The sequence below is a fragment of the Streptomyces nidicola genome (genome assembly GCF_050106155.1).
Lineage (GTDB): Bacteria > Actinomycetota > Actinomycetes > Streptomycetales > Streptomycetaceae > Streptomyces.
Map to the genome: position 1 here is coordinate 3,913,862 of NZ_JBNBPI010000001.1, position 20,197 is coordinate 3,934,058.

The 20,197-nt window shown below is 71.2% G+C and carries 19 protein-coding genes; 12 read left to right on the forward strand and 7 right to left on the reverse strand.

All coding sequences use genetic code 11. The annotated features are described in order from the left end of the window. Positions 1–130: 130 nt before the first annotated feature. Positions 131–1,903, forward strand: coding sequence for an acetyl/propionyl/methylcrotonyl-CoA carboxylase subunit alpha (locus ACOKM3_RS17685; protein WP_426901596.1), 1,773 nt, complete (start codon positions 131–133; stop codon positions 1,901–1,903). An 83-nt stretch (positions 1,904–1,986) separates the two neighbouring features. Here the strand turns inward: ACOKM3_RS17685 and ACOKM3_RS17690 are convergent, their stop codons facing one another. Both ACOKM3_RS17690 and ACOKM3_RS17695 read right to left on the reverse strand, forming a co-directional pair. After that, the gene (locus tag ACOKM3_RS17690; protein WP_426901598.1) at positions 1,987–2,700 is read right to left on the reverse strand and encodes a hypothetical protein; all 714 of its coding nucleotides are present in this window, start codon (positions 2,698–2,700) and stop codon (positions 1,987–1,989) included. 101 nt (positions 2,701–2,801) lie between these two features. Then, the gene (locus ACOKM3_RS17695) at positions 2,802–3,806 is read right to left on the reverse strand and encodes a helix-turn-helix transcriptional regulator (protein ID WP_426901599.1); all 1,005 of its coding nucleotides are present in this window, start codon (positions 3,804–3,806) and stop codon (positions 2,802–2,804) included. 140 nt (positions 3,807–3,946) lie between these two features. Here ACOKM3_RS17695 and ACOKM3_RS17700 point away from each other — a divergent pair, with 140 nt between their 5' ends. Beyond that, positions 3,947–4,525, forward strand: a complete 579-nt coding sequence (locus ACOKM3_RS17700) for a TetR/AcrR family transcriptional regulator (protein ID WP_426901601.1) — start codon at positions 3,947–3,949, stop codon at positions 4,523–4,525. Between the two features lie 239 nt (positions 4,526–4,764). Here ACOKM3_RS17700 and ACOKM3_RS17705 read toward each other — a convergent pair whose 3' ends face one another. Both ACOKM3_RS17705 and ACOKM3_RS17710 read right to left on the reverse strand, forming a co-directional pair. Further along, on the reverse strand, positions 4,765–5,724 hold the full coding sequence (locus ACOKM3_RS17705; protein ID WP_327661853.1) for a DeoR/GlpR family DNA-binding transcription regulator: 960 nt from the start codon (positions 5,722–5,724) through the stop codon (positions 4,765–4,767). 174 nt (positions 5,725–5,898) lie between these two features. After that, positions 5,899–7,347 carry an NAD(P)H-quinone dehydrogenase gene (locus ACOKM3_RS17710; RefSeq protein ID WP_426901604.1) on the reverse strand — a complete coding sequence of 483 codons (1,449 nt, stop codon included), beginning with the start codon at positions 7,345–7,347 and terminating at the stop codon, positions 5,899–5,901. Positions 7,348–7,509: 162 nt separating this feature from the next. On the opposite strand from ACOKM3_RS17710, the gene ACOKM3_RS17715 reads away from it, so the two are divergent. The 3 genes from ACOKM3_RS17715 (at position 7,510) to ACOKM3_RS17725 (ending at position 10,598) form a co-directional block, all read left to right on the forward strand. Continuing rightward, complete coding sequence (locus ACOKM3_RS17715; protein WP_426901606.1) at positions 7,510–7,947, forward strand: gamma-glutamylcyclotransferase; 438 nt, start codon at positions 7,510–7,512, stop codon at positions 7,945–7,947. A 127-nt stretch (positions 7,948–8,074) separates the two neighbouring features. Continuing rightward, positions 8,075–8,899 carry a purine-nucleoside phosphorylase gene (locus tag ACOKM3_RS17720; RefSeq protein ID WP_266713432.1) on the forward strand — a complete coding sequence of 275 codons (825 nt, stop codon included), beginning with the start codon at positions 8,075–8,077 and terminating at the stop codon, positions 8,897–8,899. A gap of 43 nt (positions 8,900–8,942) precedes the next feature. Next, entirely contained in the window at positions 8,943–10,598 is a 1,656-nt protein-coding gene (locus ACOKM3_RS17725; protein WP_426901608.1) for a phospho-sugar mutase, read from the forward strand. A gap of 115 nt (positions 10,599–10,713) precedes the next feature. On the opposite strand, the gene ACOKM3_RS17730 is transcribed toward ACOKM3_RS17725, so the two are convergent. Further along, positions 10,714–11,343, reverse strand: coding sequence for a PH domain-containing protein (locus ACOKM3_RS17730; protein ID WP_426901610.1), 630 nt, complete (start codon positions 11,341–11,343; stop codon positions 10,714–10,716). A gap of 155 nt (positions 11,344–11,498) precedes the next feature. Here ACOKM3_RS17730 and deoC point away from each other — a divergent pair, with 155 nt between their 5' ends. From deoC to ACOKM3_RS17745, 3 genes are read left to right on the forward strand one after another with little or no spacing between them, the layout of a single operon-like run. Next, complete coding sequence (gene deoC / locus ACOKM3_RS17735; RefSeq protein ID WP_426901612.1) at positions 11,499–12,452, forward strand: deoxyribose-phosphate aldolase; 954 nt, start codon at positions 11,499–11,501, stop codon at positions 12,450–12,452. Between the two features lie 5 nt (positions 12,453–12,457). Beyond that, positions 12,458–13,894, forward strand: coding sequence for an aldehyde dehydrogenase family protein (locus ACOKM3_RS17740; RefSeq protein ID WP_426901614.1), 1,437 nt, complete (start codon positions 12,458–12,460; stop codon positions 13,892–13,894). After that, complete coding sequence (locus ACOKM3_RS17745; protein WP_426901616.1) at positions 13,887–14,777, forward strand: aldehyde dehydrogenase family protein; 891 nt, start codon at positions 13,887–13,889, stop codon at positions 14,775–14,777. Before ACOKM3_RS17740 ends, ACOKM3_RS17745 begins: the two co-directional genes overlap by 8 nt. Before the next feature lie 80 nt (positions 14,778–14,857). On the opposite strand, the gene ACOKM3_RS17750 is transcribed toward ACOKM3_RS17745, so the two are convergent. Continuing rightward, positions 14,858–15,274, reverse strand: coding sequence for a hypothetical protein (locus tag ACOKM3_RS17750; protein ID WP_426901618.1), 417 nt, complete (start codon positions 15,272–15,274; stop codon positions 14,858–14,860). A gap of 125 nt (positions 15,275–15,399) precedes the next feature. Here ACOKM3_RS17750 and ACOKM3_RS17755 point away from each other — a divergent pair, with 125 nt between their 5' ends. Then, positions 15,400–16,032 carry an ATP-binding protein gene (locus ACOKM3_RS17755; protein ID WP_426901620.1) on the forward strand — a complete coding sequence of 211 codons (633 nt, stop codon included), beginning with the start codon at positions 15,400–15,402 and terminating at the stop codon, positions 16,030–16,032. A 214-nt stretch (positions 16,033–16,246) separates the two neighbouring features. Here ACOKM3_RS17755 and ACOKM3_RS17760 read toward each other — a convergent pair whose 3' ends face one another. Then, positions 16,247–17,011 (reverse strand): SigE family RNA polymerase sigma factor, encoded by a 765-nt coding sequence (locus ACOKM3_RS17760; protein WP_426901622.1) that lies wholly within the window; start codon positions 17,009–17,011, stop codon positions 16,247–16,249. Between the two features lie 298 nt (positions 17,012–17,309). Here ACOKM3_RS17760 and afsQ1 point away from each other — a divergent pair, with 298 nt between their 5' ends. Genes afsQ1 through ACOKM3_RS17775 form a run of 3 tightly spaced genes read left to right on the forward strand, consistent with a single transcriptional unit; the run spans position 17,310 to position 20,172 of the window. Further along, positions 17,310–17,987: a two-component system response regulator AfsQ1 gene (gene afsQ1 / locus ACOKM3_RS17765; protein WP_013001223.1), complete on the forward strand. Its 678-nt coding sequence runs from the start codon at positions 17,310–17,312 to the stop codon at positions 17,985–17,987. Then, on the forward strand, positions 17,984–19,573 hold the full coding sequence (locus ACOKM3_RS17770) for an ATP-binding protein (RefSeq protein ID WP_426901624.1): 1,590 nt from the start codon (positions 17,984–17,986) through the stop codon (positions 19,571–19,573). The genes afsQ1 and ACOKM3_RS17770 overlap by 4 nt, the downstream gene beginning before the upstream one ends. Beyond that, positions 19,570–20,172 carry a hypothetical protein gene (locus ACOKM3_RS17775; RefSeq protein WP_426901626.1) on the forward strand — a complete coding sequence of 201 codons (603 nt, stop codon included), beginning with the start codon at positions 19,570–19,572 and terminating at the stop codon, positions 20,170–20,172. The genes ACOKM3_RS17770 and ACOKM3_RS17775 overlap by 4 nt, the downstream gene beginning before the upstream one ends. Positions 20,173–20,197: the final 25 nt, after the last annotated feature.

Consider the following 20,197-nt stretch of genomic DNA (forward strand, 5'->3'; position numbering starts at 1 on the left):
GCAGTCCCTAAACTCAGCTTGTTTCAGTGAGTCAAGCTTCACGGTGACCCGCCGACCGCCCCGGCTCGGGCGACCACGGCCGGGGGTCCGGGGGATGCCCCCGGGAAGACACAGCAAGGAGGGAGCCATCGTGCGCAAGGTGCTCATCGCCAACCGTGGCGAAATCGCTGTCCGCGTGGCCCGGGCGTGCCGGGACACGGGGATCGCGAGCGTTGCCGTCTACGCCGAGCCGGACCGGGACGCTCTGCACGTCCGTGCGGCCGACGAGGCCTTCGCCCTTGGCGGGGACACCCCGGCCACCAGCTACCTGGACATCGCCAAGGTGCTCCAGGCGGCGAAGGACTCCGGCGCGGACGCCATCCACCCCGGCTACGGATTCCTGTCGGAGAACGCCGAGTTCGCCCAGGCCGTCCTCGACGCCGGGCTGATCTGGATCGGCCCGCCCCCGCACGCGATCCGCGACCTCGGCGACAAGGTCGCAGCCCGCCACATCGCGCAGCGCGCGGGCGCCCCGCTGGTCGCCGGTACGCCGGACCCGGTCTCGGGCTCCGACGAGGTCGTGGCGTTCGCCGAGGAGCACGGGCTGCCGATCGCGATCAAGGCCGCCTTCGGTGGCGGTGGCCGCGGCCTGAAGGTCGCCCGCACCCTCGAAGAGGTGCCCGAGCTGTACGACTCCGCGGTGCGCGAGGCCGTCGCCGCCTTCGGCCGCGGCGAGTGCTTCGTGGAGCGCTACCTCGACAAGCCGCGCCACGTGGAGACGCAGTGCCTGGCCGACCAGCACGGCAACGTGGTCGTCGTCTCGACCCGTGACTGCTCGCTCCAGCGCCGCCACCAGAAGCTCGTCGAGGAGGCCCCGGCGCCGTTCCTGAGCGAGGCGCAGCTGGAGCAGCTGTACTCGTCCTCGAAGGCGATCCTCAAGGAGGCCGGCTACGTCGGCGCGGGCACCGTCGAGTTCCTCGTCGGCGCGGACGGCACGATCTCCTTCCTCGAGGTCAACACCCGCCTCCAGGTCGAGCACCCGGTCACCGAAGAGGTCGCCGGCATCGACCTCGTACGGGAGATGTTCCGCATCGCCGACGGCGAGGAGCTCGGCTACGGCGACCCCGAACTGCGCGGCCACTCCTTCGAGTTCCGCATCAACGGCGAGGACCCGGGCCGCGGCTTCCTGCCCGCCCCGGGCACCGTCACCAAGTTCGAGGGCCCGGCAGGACCGGGTGTCCGCCTGGACGCGGGCGTCGAGTCCGGCTCGGTCATCGGCCCGGCCTGGGACTCGCTGCTCGCCAAGCTGATCGTCACGGGGCGTACCCGCAAGGAGGCCCTCCAGCGGGCCGCCCGCGCGCTCGCCGAGTTCGAGGTCGAGGGCATGGCCACCGCCATCCCCTTCCACCGCAAGGTCGTCACCGACCCGGCGTTCGCCCCCGAACTGACCGGCAGCGAGGACCCGTTCACGGTCTTCACGCGCTGGATCGAGACCGAGTTCGTCAACGACATCCCGCCGTTCGCCACCCCGGCGCCCGGTGAGGAGGAGGACGAGGCGGGCCGCGAGAACATCGTCGTCGAGGTCGGCGGCAAGCGCCTTGAGGTCTCCCTCCCGGCGGGCATGGGCATGTCCCTGGCCCGCACCGGCCTCAACGCCGGCGCCAAGCCCAAGCGGCGCGCCGCGAAGAAGTCCGGCTCCGCCGTCTCCGGCGACACCCTCGCGTCCCCGATGCAGGGCACGATCGTCAAGATCGCGGTCGAGGAGGGCCAGGAGGTCAAGGAGGGCGACCTGATCGTCGTCCTTGAGGCCATGAAGATGGAACAGCCCCTGAACGCCCACAAGTCGGGCACCATCAAGGGCCTGTCCGCCGAGATCGGCGCGTCGCTCACCTCCGGTGCGGCGATCTGCGAGATCAAGGACTGACGCACCGACGCGTGCACACGAAGCGCCCGTTGGACCGGTGACCGGTTCAACGGGCGCTTCTGCGTTCGGTGTTCGGCCTTCGGCTACACGCCGCGCACCCAGCCGGTGCCGTGATGCGCGATGTCCATGGCCACCACCGCGAAGGCGACGGTCAGCAGCGCGAACCCCGCGTACGCGAGCGCCGCGACGCCCGTGACCCAGCCCAGCACGTTCAGCGGCATCGCGGCCATCAGCACCCACGCCGCCCACGCGGGCACCGCGTGGCTGCGCAGCAGGCCGATGCCGAGGACAATGCCTCCGAAGACGATGCCGGCGATGAACCAGATCCCGGCGACCGCAGGCATGGCCAGGCTGTCGCCGCCGTCGAGGACCTTCACGATCGTGACCTGGTCGACCCCCTTGTCGAGGCCCGCGAGGGTCACGAAGTCGTACGAGGGCGTCAGGTTGGCGGCCGTGGCGCCGCCCCCGAACAGCAGCAGTCCGGCGAGCCCCAGCTTCGGCGAGCGCGCCATGACGTACACGGAGACCAGGATGGCCGCGGCGGCCATCGCGATCCCCAGGGCCAGCCACGCCCAGGCTGCGGCCTTCTCCTGCCCTTCGTTGGCGGCGATGTCGGCGACGATGTTCCTCGTCTTGTCCTCCGTCATGTCGTACGGGGACAGGAGCGAGGCGATGATGAAGAGCAGCGGCCCGAGGACGAGGACCGCGGCCGTGACGGCCCGCAGCGGCCGGATCCGTTCGGCGGCGGCGCCTGGTGCGGCGGCGGGTATGTGCGCTGGTGACGGTGTCGCGGTCATGGCGTTCCCCCTGATGCCCGTGGATGCCACTGGATTCCACCAGTGAAGCGGGCGGCCCCCCGGCCGGACCAGCCGTCAATTCTGAGGGGCGCCCGCCGGGCTCACTCCCCCAGCAGCCCGGTCTCGCGTCCCTTGCGCAGCAGCGCCGCCGTGTGCCCGGCGTCCAGCTTGCGGTGCAGGGCGGCCACATATCCCCGTACGGTCGTCAGCGAGATCCCCATCGCACGCGCCGCCTCTGCGGGGGTGCGGCCGGCGTCGATGTGTTCCAGGGTGCGGTGTTCGCGCTCGGTCAGGCCGAGCACGCGGGCGGCGGCGCGGCCCGGCGCGAGGTCCCGCAGCAGCAGGAGCCGCGGCACGTCGGGCACGGCGCACGCCACCGCCCGTACGTCGATGTCGCGCGCCCGGAAGGCACGGCAGGCGCCGGGCGGTGCCCCGAGGCCGATCCGCGGGTCGCCGTCCAGGCGCGGCAGCAACTCCGCCGCGACGGCGTCGAGCGGCCGTACCGCCCCGTTCCCGGCCACGGCGGCGACGCCCTGCCCCGGCCGCCCGGTGGAGGCGAGCGCGGCGGCGAGGAGCGCGTACATCCGCTGCCGCTCGGCCAACAGACGTTCGGCGGCCGCGAGGTGGGGCTGGGCGTAGTCGAGCAGGTCCCGCTGCTCCTCGGTGAAGTCGGTGCCGCCGCGCAGCAGCGCGTACCCCGCGACGCCCGCCTCGTCCCGGGCGCTGGCGACGAGGTGGCGGCGCATTCCGAAGGGGCGGAAGTCCAGGTTGAAGCAGTGGGTGCGCCGCCAGTCGCGGTCGGCGGCGACATCGCTCACCCGCCAGGCGCCGCTCGTCCCGGAGACGAGCATGGGCCCCGTCAGCGGGTGGTCCATGGGGTGGTCGTGGATGACGGCGGGGTCGGCGTGGAAGGACTCCGCGGGCAGCGCGAGTGCCCGCACGGCGCCGTCATCGGCGGCGAAGTGGTACCACTGGGCGGCGTCGGCCGGGATGAGCCGGGCGAGTCCGCGGACCGCGTGGGAGCGCAACTCGTCCACGTCCACGGCCTCTTCGAGTTCCCGGACGAGCTGCCGTACGTCTCGCCGGCCCGCGTCGCTGATGCTCATGCCGCGCTCCGGGGCGCCCTGCGCATGCGCCCTCCGCGTCGACGCTACTGCGGTAGCGATCCCTCCGCACCGCCTCGGTCCCGGCATCGGGCATCCTTGAAGTCCTGCGCACCAGGCCCGCGCACGCCCAGGGAGGCCCGATGACGACAGCCGAGCACGACCGCTCGCGCCGCATGCGCGCGGACGCGCGCCGCAATTACGAGCGGCTGCTCGCGCAGGCCCGGATCGCGTTCGCCGAGCACGGCACGGGGGCGTCCCTCGAGGAGGTGGCCCGGGCGGCCGGGGTCGGCATCGGCACGCTGTACCGGCACTTCCCGAACCGGCACGCGCTGATGAGCGCCGTCTTCGAGGAGGCGGTGAACGATCTGCTCGCCCGCTCCCGGGCCCTCCTCGACGCTCCGCAGCCCTGTACGGCGCTCGTGACGTGGCTGCGCGAGATCATCACGCATGCCGGCGAGTACCGGGGGCTTTCCCGTGCCCTCATGTCGGCCTCGCAGGACGCGAGTTCGGCGCTGGCCCGGTGCAGTGATCCGATGCGGGAGGCGGGCCAGGCGTTGCTCTCGCGGGCGCAGCGGGCGGGGGCGGTGCGGCAGGACGTCTCCATGGCGGACCTCCTGCAGCTCACGAACGCGATCGCCCTCGCGGCGGAGGAGACTCCGTCGGACCCGGGTTTGGCGGATCGCCTACTCCGCCTGACCCTCTGCGGGATCACCGCGTGACCGGCACCGTCGTTACGGTCTCGGGGCTCCGCCCCGGACCCCGCTGCCTCTCGTCCCAGAGCGGGGCTTGATTTGCCCGAGCCGCTCGAGGCGGGGTCGATTTTGAGCCCGCTCTTGGGACGAGAGGCAGCGGGGTCTGGAGCAGCGCCCCTGGGCCTGTTCTTTTAAGCCCCTGCGGCGATTGAGCAGCGGGGTCCGGGGCGGAGCCCCGTGGCGTAGGCCCGGCGCGGGCGAAACCTCTACCGACGGCGAAGATCGGCCACCCTGGCCGTCCGTTCCGGCGGGGTGTCCAACGGGGCCGAGCGCAACGGATGGTTACCGCCCGGAAGTTGACCACGCCGCTGGCCAGGCAACGGCACATCCCGGCGCGACTGACGCGCCGGGACGGAATCACCGCCCCCGGAAGGGTCCTCCGCCCCGGCCCCCGCGACCGCGACCTGCACCCCCTGATCGGCGAGCGCCTGAAGCTCCGTCGCGGCCCGGTCGTCGTGCGCCGGCGGCTCGTCCGTCACGAGACGCGTGATCACATCGGTCGGCACGGTCTGGAACATGGTGTCCGTACCGAGCTTGGAGTGATCCGCGAGCACGACGACCTCGGACGCGGCCTGCACGAGCGCCCGGTCCACGGACGCCGACAGCATGTTGGACGTGGAGAGCCCGCGCTCGGCGGTCAGACCACTGCCGGACAGGAAGGCACGCGACACTCTCAGCCCCTGAAGGGACTGCTCCGCCCCGCTGCCCACCAGCGCATAGTTGGAACCCCGCAGCGTGCCACCGGTCATGACGACCTCCACCCGGTTGGCGTGGGCGAGTGCCTGCGCCACCAGGAGGGAGTTGGTGACCACGGTCAGGCCCGGCACACGCGCGAGCCGGCGGGCCAGCTCCTGCGTGGTCGTCCCCGCGCCCACCACGATGGCCTCGCCCTCTTCGACGAGACCCGCGGCGAGATCGGCGATGGCCGTCTTCTCTGCGGTCGCGAGATGTGATTTCTGCGGAAAGCCGGATTCCCGCGTGAATCCGCCCGGCAATACCGCACCGCCGTGCCGGCGGTCGAGGAGTCCTTCTGCCTCCAGTGCGCGCACGTCCCGCCGTACGGTCACTTCAGAGGTCTGGACGACGCGGGCGAGCTCACGGAGCGAAACCGCTCCGTTGGCTCGCACCATTTCGAGGATCAATTGACGACGTTCTGCAGCGAACACGAAACTGACAGTAACCCCAACGACCGTCTGGTTTCAGCAGTTTGCGCCGATTTACAGATTCTGTTCGCACAGGAACCACGGAAGTGGTATACGCGGAACGCGGCAACTACCCAGCCCGCCTATGCCCCCCGCATGGGCCGCAACTCACCGTGACCTGCGGCCCGTTGGCGAAAGTCAGCCCTCTTCGGCCATCTTCCGCGTGTGCAACTGCCGTGCCACTTCGGCGATCGATCCCGACAGCGAGGGGTACACGGTGAACGTGTTCGCGATCTGCTCGACCGTCAGATTGTTGTCGACCGCGATCGAGATGGGGTGGATCAGTTCCGAAGCGCGCGGCGCGACGACCACTCCGCCCACCACGATGCCCGTACCCGGACGACAGAAGATCTTGACGAAGCCGTCCCTGATGCCCTGCATCTTGGCGCGGGGGTTGCGCAGCAGCGGCAGCTTGACGGCGCGGGCGTCGATCTTGCCCGAGTCGACATCCGCCTGCGTGTAGCCGACGGTCGCGATCTCCGGGTCGGTGAAGACGTTGGACGAGACCGTCTTGAGGTTCAGCGGCGTGACCGCGTCGCCCAGGAAGTGGTACATCGCGATGCGGCCCTGCATCGCGGCGACGGACGCGAGGGCGAAGACGCCGGTCACGTCACCGGCCGCGTACACGCTGGGGGCGGTGGTGCGGCTGACCTTGTCGGTCCAGATGTGGCCCGACTCCTTGACCTTGACGCCCGCTTCCTCCAGGCCGAGGCCCTCGCTGTTGGGCACGGCGCCGACCGCCATCAGGCAGTGCGTACCGGAGATGACCCGACCGTCGGAGAGCGTGACCTCGACGCGGTCGCCGACGCGCTTGGCGGAGGCGGCGCGGGAGCGGGCCATGACGTTCATGCCGCGGCGCCGGAACACGTCCTCCAGGACGGCGGCGGCGTCGGGGTCCTCGCCGGGCAGCACGCGGTCGCGGGAGGAGACGAGGGTGACCTTGGAGCCGAGCGCCTTGTAGGCGCCCGCGAACTCGGCGCCGGTGACACCGGAACCGACCACGATGAGCTCCTCGGGGAGCTCGTCCAGGTCGTACACCTGCGTCCAGTTGAGGATCCGCTCGCCGTCGGGCTGCGCGTCGGGCAGCTCGCGCGGGTGGCCGCCGGTGCACAGGAGCACGGCGTCGGCGACGAGGGTCTCCTCGCTGCCGTCGGCCGCGGTGACGACCACCTTGCGGGAGCCGTCGAGCGCCTGCTGGCCGTCCAGGCGGCCCTTGCCGCGCAGCACGCGCGCGCCCGCGCGGGTGACGGAAGCGGTGATGTCGTGGGACTGGGCGAGCGCGAGGCGCTTCACACGGCGGTTGACCTTGCCGAGGTCCACGCCGACGACGCGCGCCGGGCTGTCCGGGTCGGGGGTGTCGTCCTCGACGATGATGCCGAGCTCTTCATAAGAGGAGTCGAAGGTGGTCATCACCTCGGCCGTGGCGATCAAGGTCTTCGACGGTACGCAGTCGGTCAGCACCGACGCCCCGCCGAGGCCGTCGCAGTCGACGACGGTCACCTCCGCGCCGAGGGACGCGGCCACCAAAGCCGCCTCGTATCCGCCAGGTCCGCCACCGATGATCACGATCCGAGTCACATGCCCCATTGTCCCGCACGCTTCAAGGCCGCACCGAGCCGGGGCCCCCGTCCGGGCCACTCGCGCGCGCGGGCTGCGCGAATCCCCTCTTGAGAAGAGGGGCGCTCCTCTTAAGAGGGGTGCTTCGGTTACTCACGAGACATGTGGTCCGTCTGACGTACTCTCGGGACCATGTCGCTCTACGCCGCGTACGCCGGCAATCTCGACGCGCGGCTCATGACGCGCCGCGCCCCGCACTCGCCGCTGCGCGCGACGGGCTGGCTGAACGGTTGGCGGCTCACGTTCGGAGGCGAGCACATGGGCTGGGAGGGCGCACTCCCCACGATCGTCGAGGCGCCGCGTTCACAGGTCTTCGTCGCGCTGTACGACATCGCCCCGATGGACGAGGAGTCGATGGACCGCTGGGAGGGCGTCGGCCTCGACATCTACCGGAGGATGCGGGTCCGCGTGGACACCCTGGAGGGCGAGGAGCCCGCGTGGCTCTACGTACTGAACGGTTACGAGGGCGGCCTTCCCTCGGCGCGGTACCTGGGCGAGATCGCCGACGCGGCCGAGTCCGCGGGCGCGCCGCACGACTACGCGATGGAACTGCGCAAGCGGCCCTGCTGAGGGCGGACCGGGGGCGCGGCGAAGCGCTTCCCGCTCCCCCGTTCGTCGGAAACGACAAAGCAACGATCACAAGGACGTGACCTCCGACATCTACGCGCGTAGGCAGCGACAGGCTACCCTCGTCGGCGTGAACGCTTCTCTTACTCCGGACCACGTCCTGGCCGACCCGTACGCCGCCGCCGACGCCGCCGCCGCGCGGCTGCGCGAGCTGACGGGCGCCGAGACCCACGACGTCGCCCTCGTGATGGGCTCCGGCTGGGCGCCCGCCTCCGAGGCACTGGGCGAGCCCGCCGCCGAGTTCCCCTTCACCGAGCTGCCCGGCTTCACCGGCGCCGCGGTGGCCGGCCACGGCGGCACCGTCCGCTCGTACCAGGTCGGCGAGAAGCGCGCCCTGGTCTACCTGGGCCGTACGCACTTCTACGAGGGCCGCGGCGTCGCCGCCGTCGCGCACGGTGTGCGCACGGCCGCCGCCGCGGGCTGCAAGACCATCGTGCTCACCAACGGCTGTGGCGGTCTGCGCCAGGGCATGCGCCCCGGGCAGCCGGTGCTCATCTCCGACCACATCAACCTGACCGCGGCCTCGCCGATCGTCGGCGCCAACTTCGTCGACCTCACCGACCTGTACTCGCCGCGCCTGCGCGCGCTGTGCAAGGAGATCGACCCGAGCCTGGAAGAGGGCGTGTACGCCCAGTTCACGGGCCCGCACTACGAGACCCCCGCCGAGGTCCGGATGGCCGGCATCCTCGGCGCCGACCTGGTCGGCATGTCCACCACCCTGGAGGCCATCGCGGCCCGTGAGGCGGGCGCGGAGGTGCTCGGCATCTCCCTGGTGACGAACCTGGCGGCGGGCCTCTCCGGCGAGCCGCTCAACCACGAAGAGGTCCTCCAGGCGGGCCGCGACTCGGCCTCCGCCATGGGTGACCTGCTGACCAAGGTCCTCGCGAAGATCTGAGCGCCGCTGCCGTCGGCGAGCCCGTATCCGTACGTCTGAAGGAATGCGAACCGTGACCGTATCTGGCAGCGAACTGCTCGACCGGGCGAAGACCTGGCTGGCGGAGGACCCGGACCCGGAGACCCGCGAGGAGCTGGCCAAGCTCATCGAGGCAGGGGACCTGGAGTCGATCGGCGAGCGCTTCTCCGGAACGCTGCAGTTCGGCACGGCAGGGCTGCGCGGCGAGCTGGGCGCGGGCCCGATGCGGATGAACCGCGCGGTGGTCATCCGCGCGGCCGCGGGCCTGGCGGCGTATCTGAAGGCGAAGGGCCGGACGGACGGTCCGGTCGTCATCGGCTACGACGCGCGGCACAAGTCGGCGGACTTCGCGCGCGACACGGCGGCGGTGATGGTGGGGGCCGGGCTGCGCGCCGCGGCCCTCCCCCGCCCGCTGCCCACCCCGGTGCTCGCCTTCGCCATACGGCACCTGGGCGCGGTCGCGGGCGTCGAGGTCACGGCCTCGCACAACCCGCCGCGCGACAACGGCTACAAGGTGTACCTCGGCGACGGCTCGCAGATCGTGCCGCCGGCCGACGCGGAGATCGCGGCAGAGATCGACGCGGTGGCGTCGCTGGACGACGTGCCGCGCGCGGAGAGCGGTTGGGAGACGCTGGGCGAGGACGTCCTGGAGGCGTACCTGGCGCGTACGGACGCGGTCCTGGCGGAGGGCTCGGCCCGTGGCGCCCGCACCGTCTACACGGCGATGCACGGCGTCGGCAAGGACACGCTCCTGGCCGCGTTCGCCCGCGCGGGCTTCCCCGAGCCGGTGCTCGTGCCCGAACAGGCCGAGCCCGACCCGGACTTCCCCACGGTCGCGTTCCCGAACCCGGAGGAGCCGGGGGCGATGGACCTGTCGTTCGCGACGGCCCGCGCGCAGGGCGAGACCCCGGACCTGATCATCGCCAACGACCCGGACGCGGACCGCTGCGCGGTGGCCGTGCCCGACGGGGGCGAGTGGCGGATGCTGCGCGGCGACGAGGTGGGCGCGCTGCTGGCGGCGCACCTCGTGAGGCGGGGCGTGAACGGCGTCCTCGCCGAGTCGATCGTGTCGTCCTCGCTGCTCGGCCGGATCGCCGAGGCGGCGGGACTCCCGTACGAGGAGACGCTGACCGGCTTCAAGTGGATCGCCCGCGTCGAGGGCCTGCGCTACGGCTACGAGGAGGCGCTCGGCTACTGCGTCGACCCCGAGGGCGTGCGCGACAAGGACGGCATCACGGCGGCGCTGCTCGTCACCGAGCTGGCGAGTGAGCTGAAGGCCCAGGGCCGTACGCTCCTGGACGCGCTCGACGACCTGGCGCTCGCGCACGGGCTGCACGCGACGGACCAGTTGAGCGTGCGGGTCGAGGACCTGTCGGTCATCGCGGACGCGATGCGACGGCTCCGGGAGACTCCGCCGGTGGAGCTGGCGGGGCTCGCGGTGACCCAGGCCGAGGACCTCGCGGCCGGGGCGGGTGGGCTGCCGCCCACGGACGGGCTTCGGTACACGCTCGACGGGGCGCGGGTCGTGGTGCGGCCGTCGGGTACGGAGCCGAAGCTGAAGTGTTACCTGGAGGTCGTGGTCGCGGTCGGGGGCCGGGACGCGTTGCCCGCGGCCCGGACCACCGCGACGGAGCGCCTCGCGGCGCTCAAGCGGGACCTTGCGGGGGCGGCGGGTATTTAGCTCGGCGTAGGCCGGGGTTGCGGACTCGGGGCTCCGCCCCGGACCCCGCGCCTCAATCGCCGGCGGGGCTTAAATGGCCCAGCAGCCTCGCGCGCCCCCGAGGGCCTGATTCGCGCTACCCGAACGCGAGCAGCGACACGAGGAGTACCGCGCCCACGAGCGCGGGGGCGATGATCTCGTACGCCCAGCGGACCTTGGTGGTGCCCTGAGTGGTCTCGGCCTCGGCTGCCGCGTGTGCCTCGTGGAGTTCGCGGAGTTCGTCCATGGCCTGGTCGCCGGTCGAGCGCTGGTCGGTCACCGGCAGGCCGCTGGCTCCGGTGGGCGTGCGGCCGCCCTTGGCGGCGCGCATCTGCTGGCGCTGCGCCTTGCGCCGGCCGCGCAGCGACACCGGGATGGACCAGAGCTGGTACTTGGTGCCCGCCTCGTCGACGACCTCGTTCGAGTACCCGGACTTGAAGCCCGAGACCGTGGACCACGGCAGCGAGACGTCACGGAACGGGTTGCGTACGCGCAGCCGCTCCTCGTTCCCGAAGACGGCCGGCCTGATGGTGAACGCGACGACGAGCGGCACCGCGAACAGCAGCCCGGCGAGCGCCGTCCACGGCGTCCGCCCCTCGCCGTTGACCACGGCGTCGATGCCCAGCCAGGCCCCGATCAGGATCAGCACGACACCGCCGGCGATACCGGCGGGAGACCGATAGATCCGGTCACGTGCCTGCGGGGGCGTGGTCTGGCTGCTCGTCATGGCTCGATTGTGCCCGACCCGTCAAGCGAATCAAGCCCCGCCGGCGTTTGAGGAGCGGGGTCCGGGGCAGAGCCCCGCGACCGTAACCCCGGCGCCCGCAACCACACCGCGACCTGTACAGCCGCTACGCGCGTAGATATGCTCCCCTCGTGACCATGCCCAGTTCTGCACCCGCACCCGCTCTCAGCGACGCCACCGCGTCCGACAGCACGCTGCGCCGCTTCCTGCACGGGTTGCCCGGCGTCGACGCGGTCGGCCTGGAGGCGCGCGCCGCTTCGCTCGGGACCCGTTCCATCAAGACCACGGCGAAGGCGTACGCCATCGACCTGGCCATCTCGATGATCGACCTGACGACCCTCGAAGGCTCCGACACCCCGGGCAAGGTCCGGGCCCTCGGCGCGAAGGCGGTCAACCCTGACCCCACCGACCGCACGACTCCCCGCACCGCGGCGGTCTGCGTCTACCCCGACATGGTGGCCACCGCGAAGGCCGCCGTCGCCGGCACGGACGTCAAGGTCGCCTCCGTGGCCACCGCCTTCCCGGCGGGCCGCGCCGCCCTCGACGTGAAGCTCGGGGACGTACGCGAAGCCGTGGCGGCCGGGGCGGACGAGATCGACATGGTCATCGATCGCGGCGCCTTCCTCGCGGGCAACTACATGAAGGTCTACGAAGAGATCCGCGCGGTGAAGGAGGCCTCCGGCGCCGCCCGCCTCAAGGTCATCTTCGAGACCGGCGAGCTCTCGACGTACGACAACATCCGGCGCGCGAGCTGGATCGGCATGCTGGCAGGGGCCGACTTCATCAAGACGTCGACGGGCAAGGTCGGCGTCAACGCCACGCCCGCCAACACCCTCCTCATGCTCGAAGCCGTACGCGACTTCCGCGCCGCCACCGGGGTACAGGTCGGCGTGAAGCCCGCGGGCGGCATCCGCACCTCCAAGGACGCCGTCAAGTTCCTGGTCATCGTGAACGAGACCGCGGGCGAGGACTGGCTCGACAACCACTGGTTCCGCTTCGGCGCCTCCAGCCTCCTGAACGACCTGCTGATGCAGCGTCAGAAGCTGGCCACAGGACGCTACTCCGGTCCCGACTACGTGACGGTGGACTGATCACCATGGCATCTGTATTTGAGTACGCACCCGCGCCCGAGTCGCGGTCCGTCGTCGACATCGCACCGTCCTACGGCCTGTTCATCGACGGCGAGTTCACCGACGCCGCCGACGGCAAGGTCTTCAAGACCGTCTCCCCGGCCACCGAGGAGGTCCTCTCCGAGGTCGCGCAGGCCGGTGAGGCCGATGTCGAGCGCGCCGTGAAGGCGGCCCGCAAGGCCTTCGAGAAGTGGTCGGCGCTGCCCGGCGCGGAGCGCGGCAAGTACCTCTTCCGCATCGCCCGCATCATCCAGGAGCGCAGCCGCGAGCTCGCCGTCCTCGAAACGCTCGACAACGGCAAGCCCATCAAGGAGACGCGCGACGCGGACCTCCCCCTCGTAGCGGCACACTTCTTCTACTACGCGGGCTGGGCGGACAAGCTCGACCACGCGGGATTCGGGCCGAACCCGAAGGCGCTCGGCGTCGCGGGCCAGGTCATCCCGTGGAACTTCCCGCTCCTGATGCTCGCGTGGAAGATCGCTCCGGCGCTCGCGACGGGCAACACCGTCGTCCTGAAGCCCGCCGAGACGACGCCGCTGTCCGCCCTCTTCTTCGCGGACATCTGCCGCCAGGCGGGCCTGCCGAAGGGCGTCGTCAACATCCTTCCGGGGTACGGCGATGCGGGCGCGGCGCTCGTCGCCCACCCCGACGTGAACAAGGTGGCCTTCACCGGCTCCACGGCCGTCGGCAAGGAGATCGCCCGCACCGTCGCCGGTACCGACAAGAAGCTGACGCTCGAACTCGGCGGCAAGGGCGCGAACATCGTCTTCGACGACGCCCCCATCGACCAGGCCGTCGAGGGCATCGTCACCGGCATCTTCTTCAACCAGGGCCAGGTCTGCTGCGCGGGCAGCCGCCTCCTCGTCCAGGAGTCGATCCAGGACGAGCTGCTCGACAGCCTGAAGCGACGGCTCTCCACGCTCCGCCTCGGCGACCCGCTCGACAAGAACACGGACATCGGCGCCATCAACTCGGCCGAGCAGCTCGCGCGCATCACCGCGCTCACCGAGCAGGGCGAGGCCGAGGGTGCCGAGCGCTGGTCGGCGCCCTGTGAACTCCCGTCCTCCGGCTACTGGTTCGCGCCGACGCTCTTCACGAACGTCACGCAGGCGCACACCATCGCCCGCGACGAGATCTTCGGCCCGGTCCTGTCCGTGCTCAGCTTCCGTACGCCGGACGAGGCCGTCGCCAAGGCCAACAACTCGCAGTACGGGCTCTCGGCCGGCATCTGGACGGAGAAGGGCTCGCGGATCCTGGCGGTCGCGAACAAGCTGCGGGCCGGGGTCGTCTGGGCCAACACGTTCAACAAGTTCGACCCGACCTCGCCCTTCGGCGGCTACAAGGAGTCGGGCTTCGGCCGCGAGGGTGGCCGTCACGGTCTGGAGGCCTACCTCGATGTCTGAGCGACTCACTGTGCTGAAGACCTACAAGCTGTACGTCGGCGGGAAGTTCCCGCGTTCCGAGAGCGGCCGGGTGTACGAAGTGACGGATGGCAAGAGCGGCGAGTGGCTGGCCAACGCGCCGCTCTCCTCCCGCAAGGACGCCCGTGACGCCGTGGTCGCCGCCCGCAAGGCGTTCGGCGGCTGGCAGGGCGCGACGGCGTACAACCGCGGTCAGGTCCTGTACCGCGTCGCCGAGATGCTGGAGGGCCGCCGCGAGCAGTTCGTGCGCGAGGTCTCCGAGGCGGAGGGCATCGGGAAGTCGAAGGCTTCGGCCGTCGTGGACGCCGCGATCGACCGCTGGGTCTGGTACGCGGGCTGGACCGACAAGATCGGCCAGGTCGTCGGCGGGGCGAACCCCGTGGCGGGCCCGTATCTCAACCTCTCCACGCCCGAGCCGACCGGCGTCGTGGCGGTCCTGGCGCCCCAGGAGTCGTCCTTCCTCGGCCTGATCTCGGTGATCGCCCCGGTCATCGCGACCGGCAGCACGGTCGTCGTGATCGCGTCCGAGAAGTCCCCGCTGCCGGCGCTCTCCCTCGGTGAGGTGCTCGCGACCTCGGACGTTCCGGGTGGCGTCGTGAACATCCTGTCCGGCAAGGCGTCGGAGATCGCTCCGTCGCTCGCCGCGCACCAGGACGTGAACGGGATCGATCTGACGGGCGCCGACCCCGAGTTGGCGAAGCAGCTCGAGATCGCAGCCGCCGACAATCTGAAGCGCGTACGTCGTCCACAGCCTGTGGAGGACTTCACGGCGGACCCGGGCACGGACCGCCTGACGCACTTCCTGGAGACCAAGACGGTCTGGCACCCGACGGGTTCGCTGGGCGCGTCCGGCTCCGCGTACTAAGTACTCACGCGGGATCCCCGGCTCCTCCTTGATCGCGGAGGGGCCGGGGATCTGCGTTTCAAGTGCGGCTTCGGGGCGACTCAGCCCGGCAGCACGCCCGTCACGGGACCCACCACGGGCAGCTCCTCCAGCGACGCCCCGGAAGTCACAGGCCCGGTGACCGCCGCCGTGCTGACCGGCACGAAGTCCGCGACCTGCGTGCCGACCGAGTTGTCCAGCGGGTCGACCCCCGTCCCGGCCAGCGGGTCCAGCGGCAGCTTCTTCAGCGTGCCGAGCCCGTTCGCCGTGGCCGAGTTGAGCGCCGTCGAGACGCCGTCGGCAGCCGCGTCGACGTTGGAGTCGCCGGTCGCCGACTGCGGCAGCGGAATCGGCGCCGCGCTCGCCGAGGCGGCGCCGCCGCCCGCGACGACCGCCCCCGCCGCGGTCACGGTGAGTCCTACGCGCATCAAGGTGCGCCGCACGGAGGACGAGGATGTGTGTTCTGCGTGTCGTGCCATGGTGTTCCGCCCGAAACCTTTCGCCTGTGTAATCATGCAGACACATAGGGTAGTTGGCGTGGTGCGTGCCACAACGGCACCACGCGGGGAGGCGGCGCGGTCGCCATGCCTCACACTGGTGTCTCGTGAGTTCGCATCCTCCGATACCGACCCGGGTCGTCCTGCTCTCCGGCCCCTCGGGCTCCGGCAAGTCCTCCTTCGCGGCCCGCTCCGGGCTGCCCGTCCTGTGTCTCGACGACTTCTACAAAGAGGCGGGGGACCCCACGCTGCCGCTGGTGGCGGGTACTTCGGACATCGACTGGGACTCACCGCTGTCCTGGGACGCCGAGGTCGCGGTCGCCGCGATCGTGGCGCTGTGTGCGAAGGGGCGGACGAGCGTTCCCGTCTACGACATCTCCTCCAGCTCGCGCGTGGGCGAGGAGACGCTGGACATCGAGCGCACGCCGCTGTTCATCGCCGAGGGCATCTTCGCGGCGGACATCGTGGAGCGCTGCCGGGAGGTGGGGGTGCTCGCCGACGCGCTGTGCCTGCGCGGGCGTCCGTCGACGACGTTCCGCCGGCGGCTGCTGCGTGATCTCAAGGAGGGGCGCAAGTCGGTGCCCTTCCTGCTGCGGCGCGGCTGGCGTCTGATGCGGACGGAGCGGTCCATCGTGGCTCGGCACGTGGCGCTCGGCGCGCACGCGTGTGGCAAGGAGGAGGCACTGGGCCGCGTGGCGGCTGCCGCCGCGGGGCGTTGTGTGAAGGCGCGCGCCGCGTAACGGGGATTCTTGGCCCGCGCCGGGCCTACGCCTCGGGGCTCCGCCCCGGACCCCGCTGCTCAAACGCCGCAGGGGCTGAATTTGCCCACCCATACAGAACGGGACCGGAAAGACCCCCCGGCCTTCCGGTCCCGCCCATCCCCCCTACTGCTCCCCCGTACGTCCCCCGTACCGGAACCCCGCTCCCCCGAACAGGACCCCGTTCCCCCGGCCTTCAGGCGACGAGCTCGCCGAAGGACTCCTCCTGGTCACGGCCGAAGCTCAGCACCTCGTCCTCGCGCAGTCGCCGCAGCGAGCGCCAGATGCTGGACTTCACCGTGCCCACGCTGATGTCGAGGATGTCCGCGATCTCCGGGTCCGTGCGGCCCTCGTAGTAACGAAGGACCAGCATCGTGCGCTGGAGTTCGGGCAGCCGGGCGAGCGCCTGCCACAGGACCGCGCGCAGCTCGGTGCCGCGCATCGCGTCCGTGTCGCCGGCCGTCTCCGGCAGCTCCTCGGTCGGGTACTCGTTCAGCTTGCGGCGGCGCCACGCGCTGATGTGCAGGTTCGTCATGGTGCGGCGGAGGTAGCCCCCGACCGCCGCCTTGTCGCTGATGCGGTCCCAGGCCCGGTACGTCGAGAACAGCGCGCTCTGCAGCAGGTCCTCGGCCTCGAAACGGTCACCGGTCAGGTGGTAGGCGGTTGCGTACAGGGAGGCGCGGCGTTCCTGGACGTAGGCCGTGAACTCGGCCTCCGACAAGGACGTCCCGCCCTGCTCCCCCGAGTCCTCCCTGTACGCGGCGCCCCCGTGACCCCCCTCGGTCACCGTCCCCCGCGTGTCAACCACCGTCATGAACCCGGTGTGCTGACGCCCGGCGCCGCGAGCGCACCCCCGCCCGCTCACAGCGCCGGACTTCTCGTGACGCTCGGAAACCACTCGGCCCATGTCGTGCAGACGCGTGACAACCGCGCTTGAGGTGGTGCTGTGCAGCGTGTTCATCTCGCGCCCCCCGTCGTGGAGTACCGAATACTTCTGCGTCGTCGTCGCGGTCGTTCTTCGCGATGACCAAAAGCTTGCCGGGCCGAGTTCATGACGGTGTCCGTCGACTGTCACAGGCCTGTCACAGCGGCTCCTGTATTGGGGAGCAGGTGTGGAGGAACCGGACCCGCCGGTTGGGGAGCGGGTGTGGAGGAAGCGGGTCCGCCGGACTCCGCGGGACCGTACCGGGGCCCCTTCCCCGCACCTGAAGGGCACACTCGGTCGAACTGAAGGCCTCTGATGGGCCAGAATGGCGCTTGTGCCTTCCCTGTTGCTGATCGAGGACGACGACGCCATCCGTACGGCCCTGGAGCTGTCACTTACGCGCCAGGGCCACCGGGTCGCCACCGCTGCCACCGGAGAGGACGGTCTGAAGCTGCTGCGCGAGCAGCGGCCCGATCTGATCGTCCTCGATGTGATGCTGCCCGGCATCGACGGTTTCGAGGTGTGCCGGCGCATCCGGCGCACCGACCAACTGCCGATCATCCTGCTGACCGCGCGCAGCGACGACATCGACGTCGTGGTGGGCCTGGAGTCCGGTGCCGACGACTATGTCGTGAAGCCGGTGCAGGGGCGCGTGCTCGACGCGCGGATCCGCGCGGTGCTGCGGCGTGGCGAGCGGGAGGCCAACGATGCCGCGACGTTCGGCTCGTTGGTGATCGACCGTGCCGCGATGACGGTGACGAAGAACGGCGAGGACCTGCAACTGACGCCCACCGAGCTGCGCTTGCTGCTCGAGCTGAGCAGGCGGCCCGGACAGGCGCTGTCCCGGCAGCAGTTGCTGCGCCTGGTGTGGGAGCACGACTACCTCGGTGACTCGCGGCTCGTCGACGCGTGTGTGCAGCGGCTGCGCGCGAAGGTCGAGGACGTGCCGTCGTCGCCGACCCTGATCCGTACGGTGCGCGGGGTGGGCTACCGGCTGGACACGCCTCAGTGACGAAACCGCACGACAAGCTCCGGGGTGCCGCCGCGGCCAAGAAGACACTCTTTGCCGGTCTGCGCTTCACCAGCCTGCGGCTGCGCCTGGTCGTCGTGTTCGCGCTCGTGGCGCTTACCGCCGCGGTGTCCGCGTCGGGGATCGCGTACTGGCTGAATCGTGAGGCCGTGCTCACGCGCACGCAGGACTCCGCGCTCAGCGACTTCAAGCAGGAGATGCAGAACCGGGCGGCGGCGCTGCCCAAGCAGCCCACGCAGGGCGAGTTGCAGCACGCTGCGAACCTGATGGCGGGCAGCAGCCAGCACTTCAGCGTGATGCTCATGGCGGAGGACGAGGACGGCCGCCGGGTCGTGGGCAATTCCGACCTGGACGCCTTCACCGTCGCCGACGTCCCGAAGTCGCTTCAGGACGCGGTCACGGAGAAGCAGCCGATCAACGGCGGCAACAAGCACGCGTACCACCTGTACTGGCAGCGGATCACGCAGGACGACACCCCGTACCTGGTCGGCGGCGCGACCGTGGACGGCGGGCCGACCGGCTACATGCTCAAGTCCCTCGAGCCGGAGGCCAAGGACATGGGCTCGCTCGCCTGGTCCCTCGGCATCGCCACCGCGCTCGCCCTCGTCGGCTCCGCGCTGCTCGCGCAGGCGGCCGCGACGACGGTGCTCAAGCCCGTGCACCGCCTGGGCGTCGCCGCGCGCCGGCTCGGCGAGGGCAAGCTCGACACCCGGCTGCGCGTCTCCGGCACGGACGAACTCGCGGAGCTGTCCCGTACGTTCAACAAGACGGCGGAGAACCTGGAGAAGAAGGTCGCGGACATGAGCTCCCGCGACGAGTCCTCGCGCCGCTTCGTCGCCGACATGTCGCACGAGCTGCGCACGCCGCTGACCGCGATCACCGCGGTGACGGAGGTCCTGGAGGAGGAGCTCGACGCCGAGACCGGCTCGGTCGACCCCATGATCGAACCGGCCGTACGTCTCGTGGTCAGCGAGACCCGGCGCCTGAACGACCTGGTCGAGAACCTGATGGAGGTCACCCGCTTCGACGCGGGCAGCGCCAAGCTCGTCCTCGACGACGTGGACCTCGCCGACCAGATCACCGCCTGCATCGACGCCCGCGCCTGGCTGGACGCCGTCGAGCTCGACGCCGAGCGCGGCATCACGGCCCGCCTCGACCCGCGCCGCCTCGACGTGATCCTCGCGAACCTGATCGGCAACGCGCTCAAGCACGGGGGGTCCCCCGTGCGCGTCTCGGTGCGGGTGGAATCGCACGGCCGCCAAGGCGAGGGCTCGGAGGTCGTCATCTCCGTACGCGACCACGGCCCGGGCATCCCCGAGGACGTCCTGCCGCACGTCTTCGACCGCTTCTTCAAGGCGAGCGCCTCGCGGCCCCGCTCGGAGGGCAGCGGCCTCGGCCTGTCCATCGCCATGGAGAACGCCCGGATCCACGGGGGCCGGATCAGTGCCGCCAACTCCCCCGAAGGCGGCGCCGTGTTCACACTGCATCTGCCGCGGGACGCGGAGTCCCTCGCGTCCGCCGCGGAGGAGGACGCCAGGGAAGCGCGGGAAGGCGGTGCCGCGACGTGACGCGACGGGTACGCCCATGGGTCCTCGTCGGCCTCGCCCCGCTCCTGCTCGCCGGGTGCGGGATCCGTCCCACGGAGGTGCCGACCGACTTCGGCGCCGCGCCCACGCGCGTGGGCTGCTCCCTGTCGGGCTCGGACAAGGTGGAGGCGCAGGCGGGCGGCGAGTTCCCGGTGCAGGTCTATCTGGTCTGTACGTCGCAGCTGGTCACGGTCGACCGGACCATCACGCTGGAGCGCGGTCAGTCGTCCGACCGGGTCGTGGTGGCCCGGGAGCTCCTGGCGCAGCTGGCGGCGGCTCCCTCCAGCGAGGAGAAGACGGCCGGCTACACGACGGACGTCCGCTCCACCCTCAAGGTCTCGGGCCCGCGCGAGGGCGACCCCGCGGACGCGCTGCGCCTGAACGCCCCGCCGGCCGATCTGTCCCCGTACGCCCTGGCCCAGGTCATCTGCACGTTCGCGAACAGCGAGGTCACGGCGGAGGACGACGAGCACGTGATCCTTGGCGGCCCGGAGGACGCCGCGCCCCGCGAATACACCTGCTCGGAGGCGCTGAAGGCCCGTCCGGGCCTGATCCCGGCCCCGACGAGAACCCTGAACTGAGGAAGGCCCGACCTCGGCGGAACCG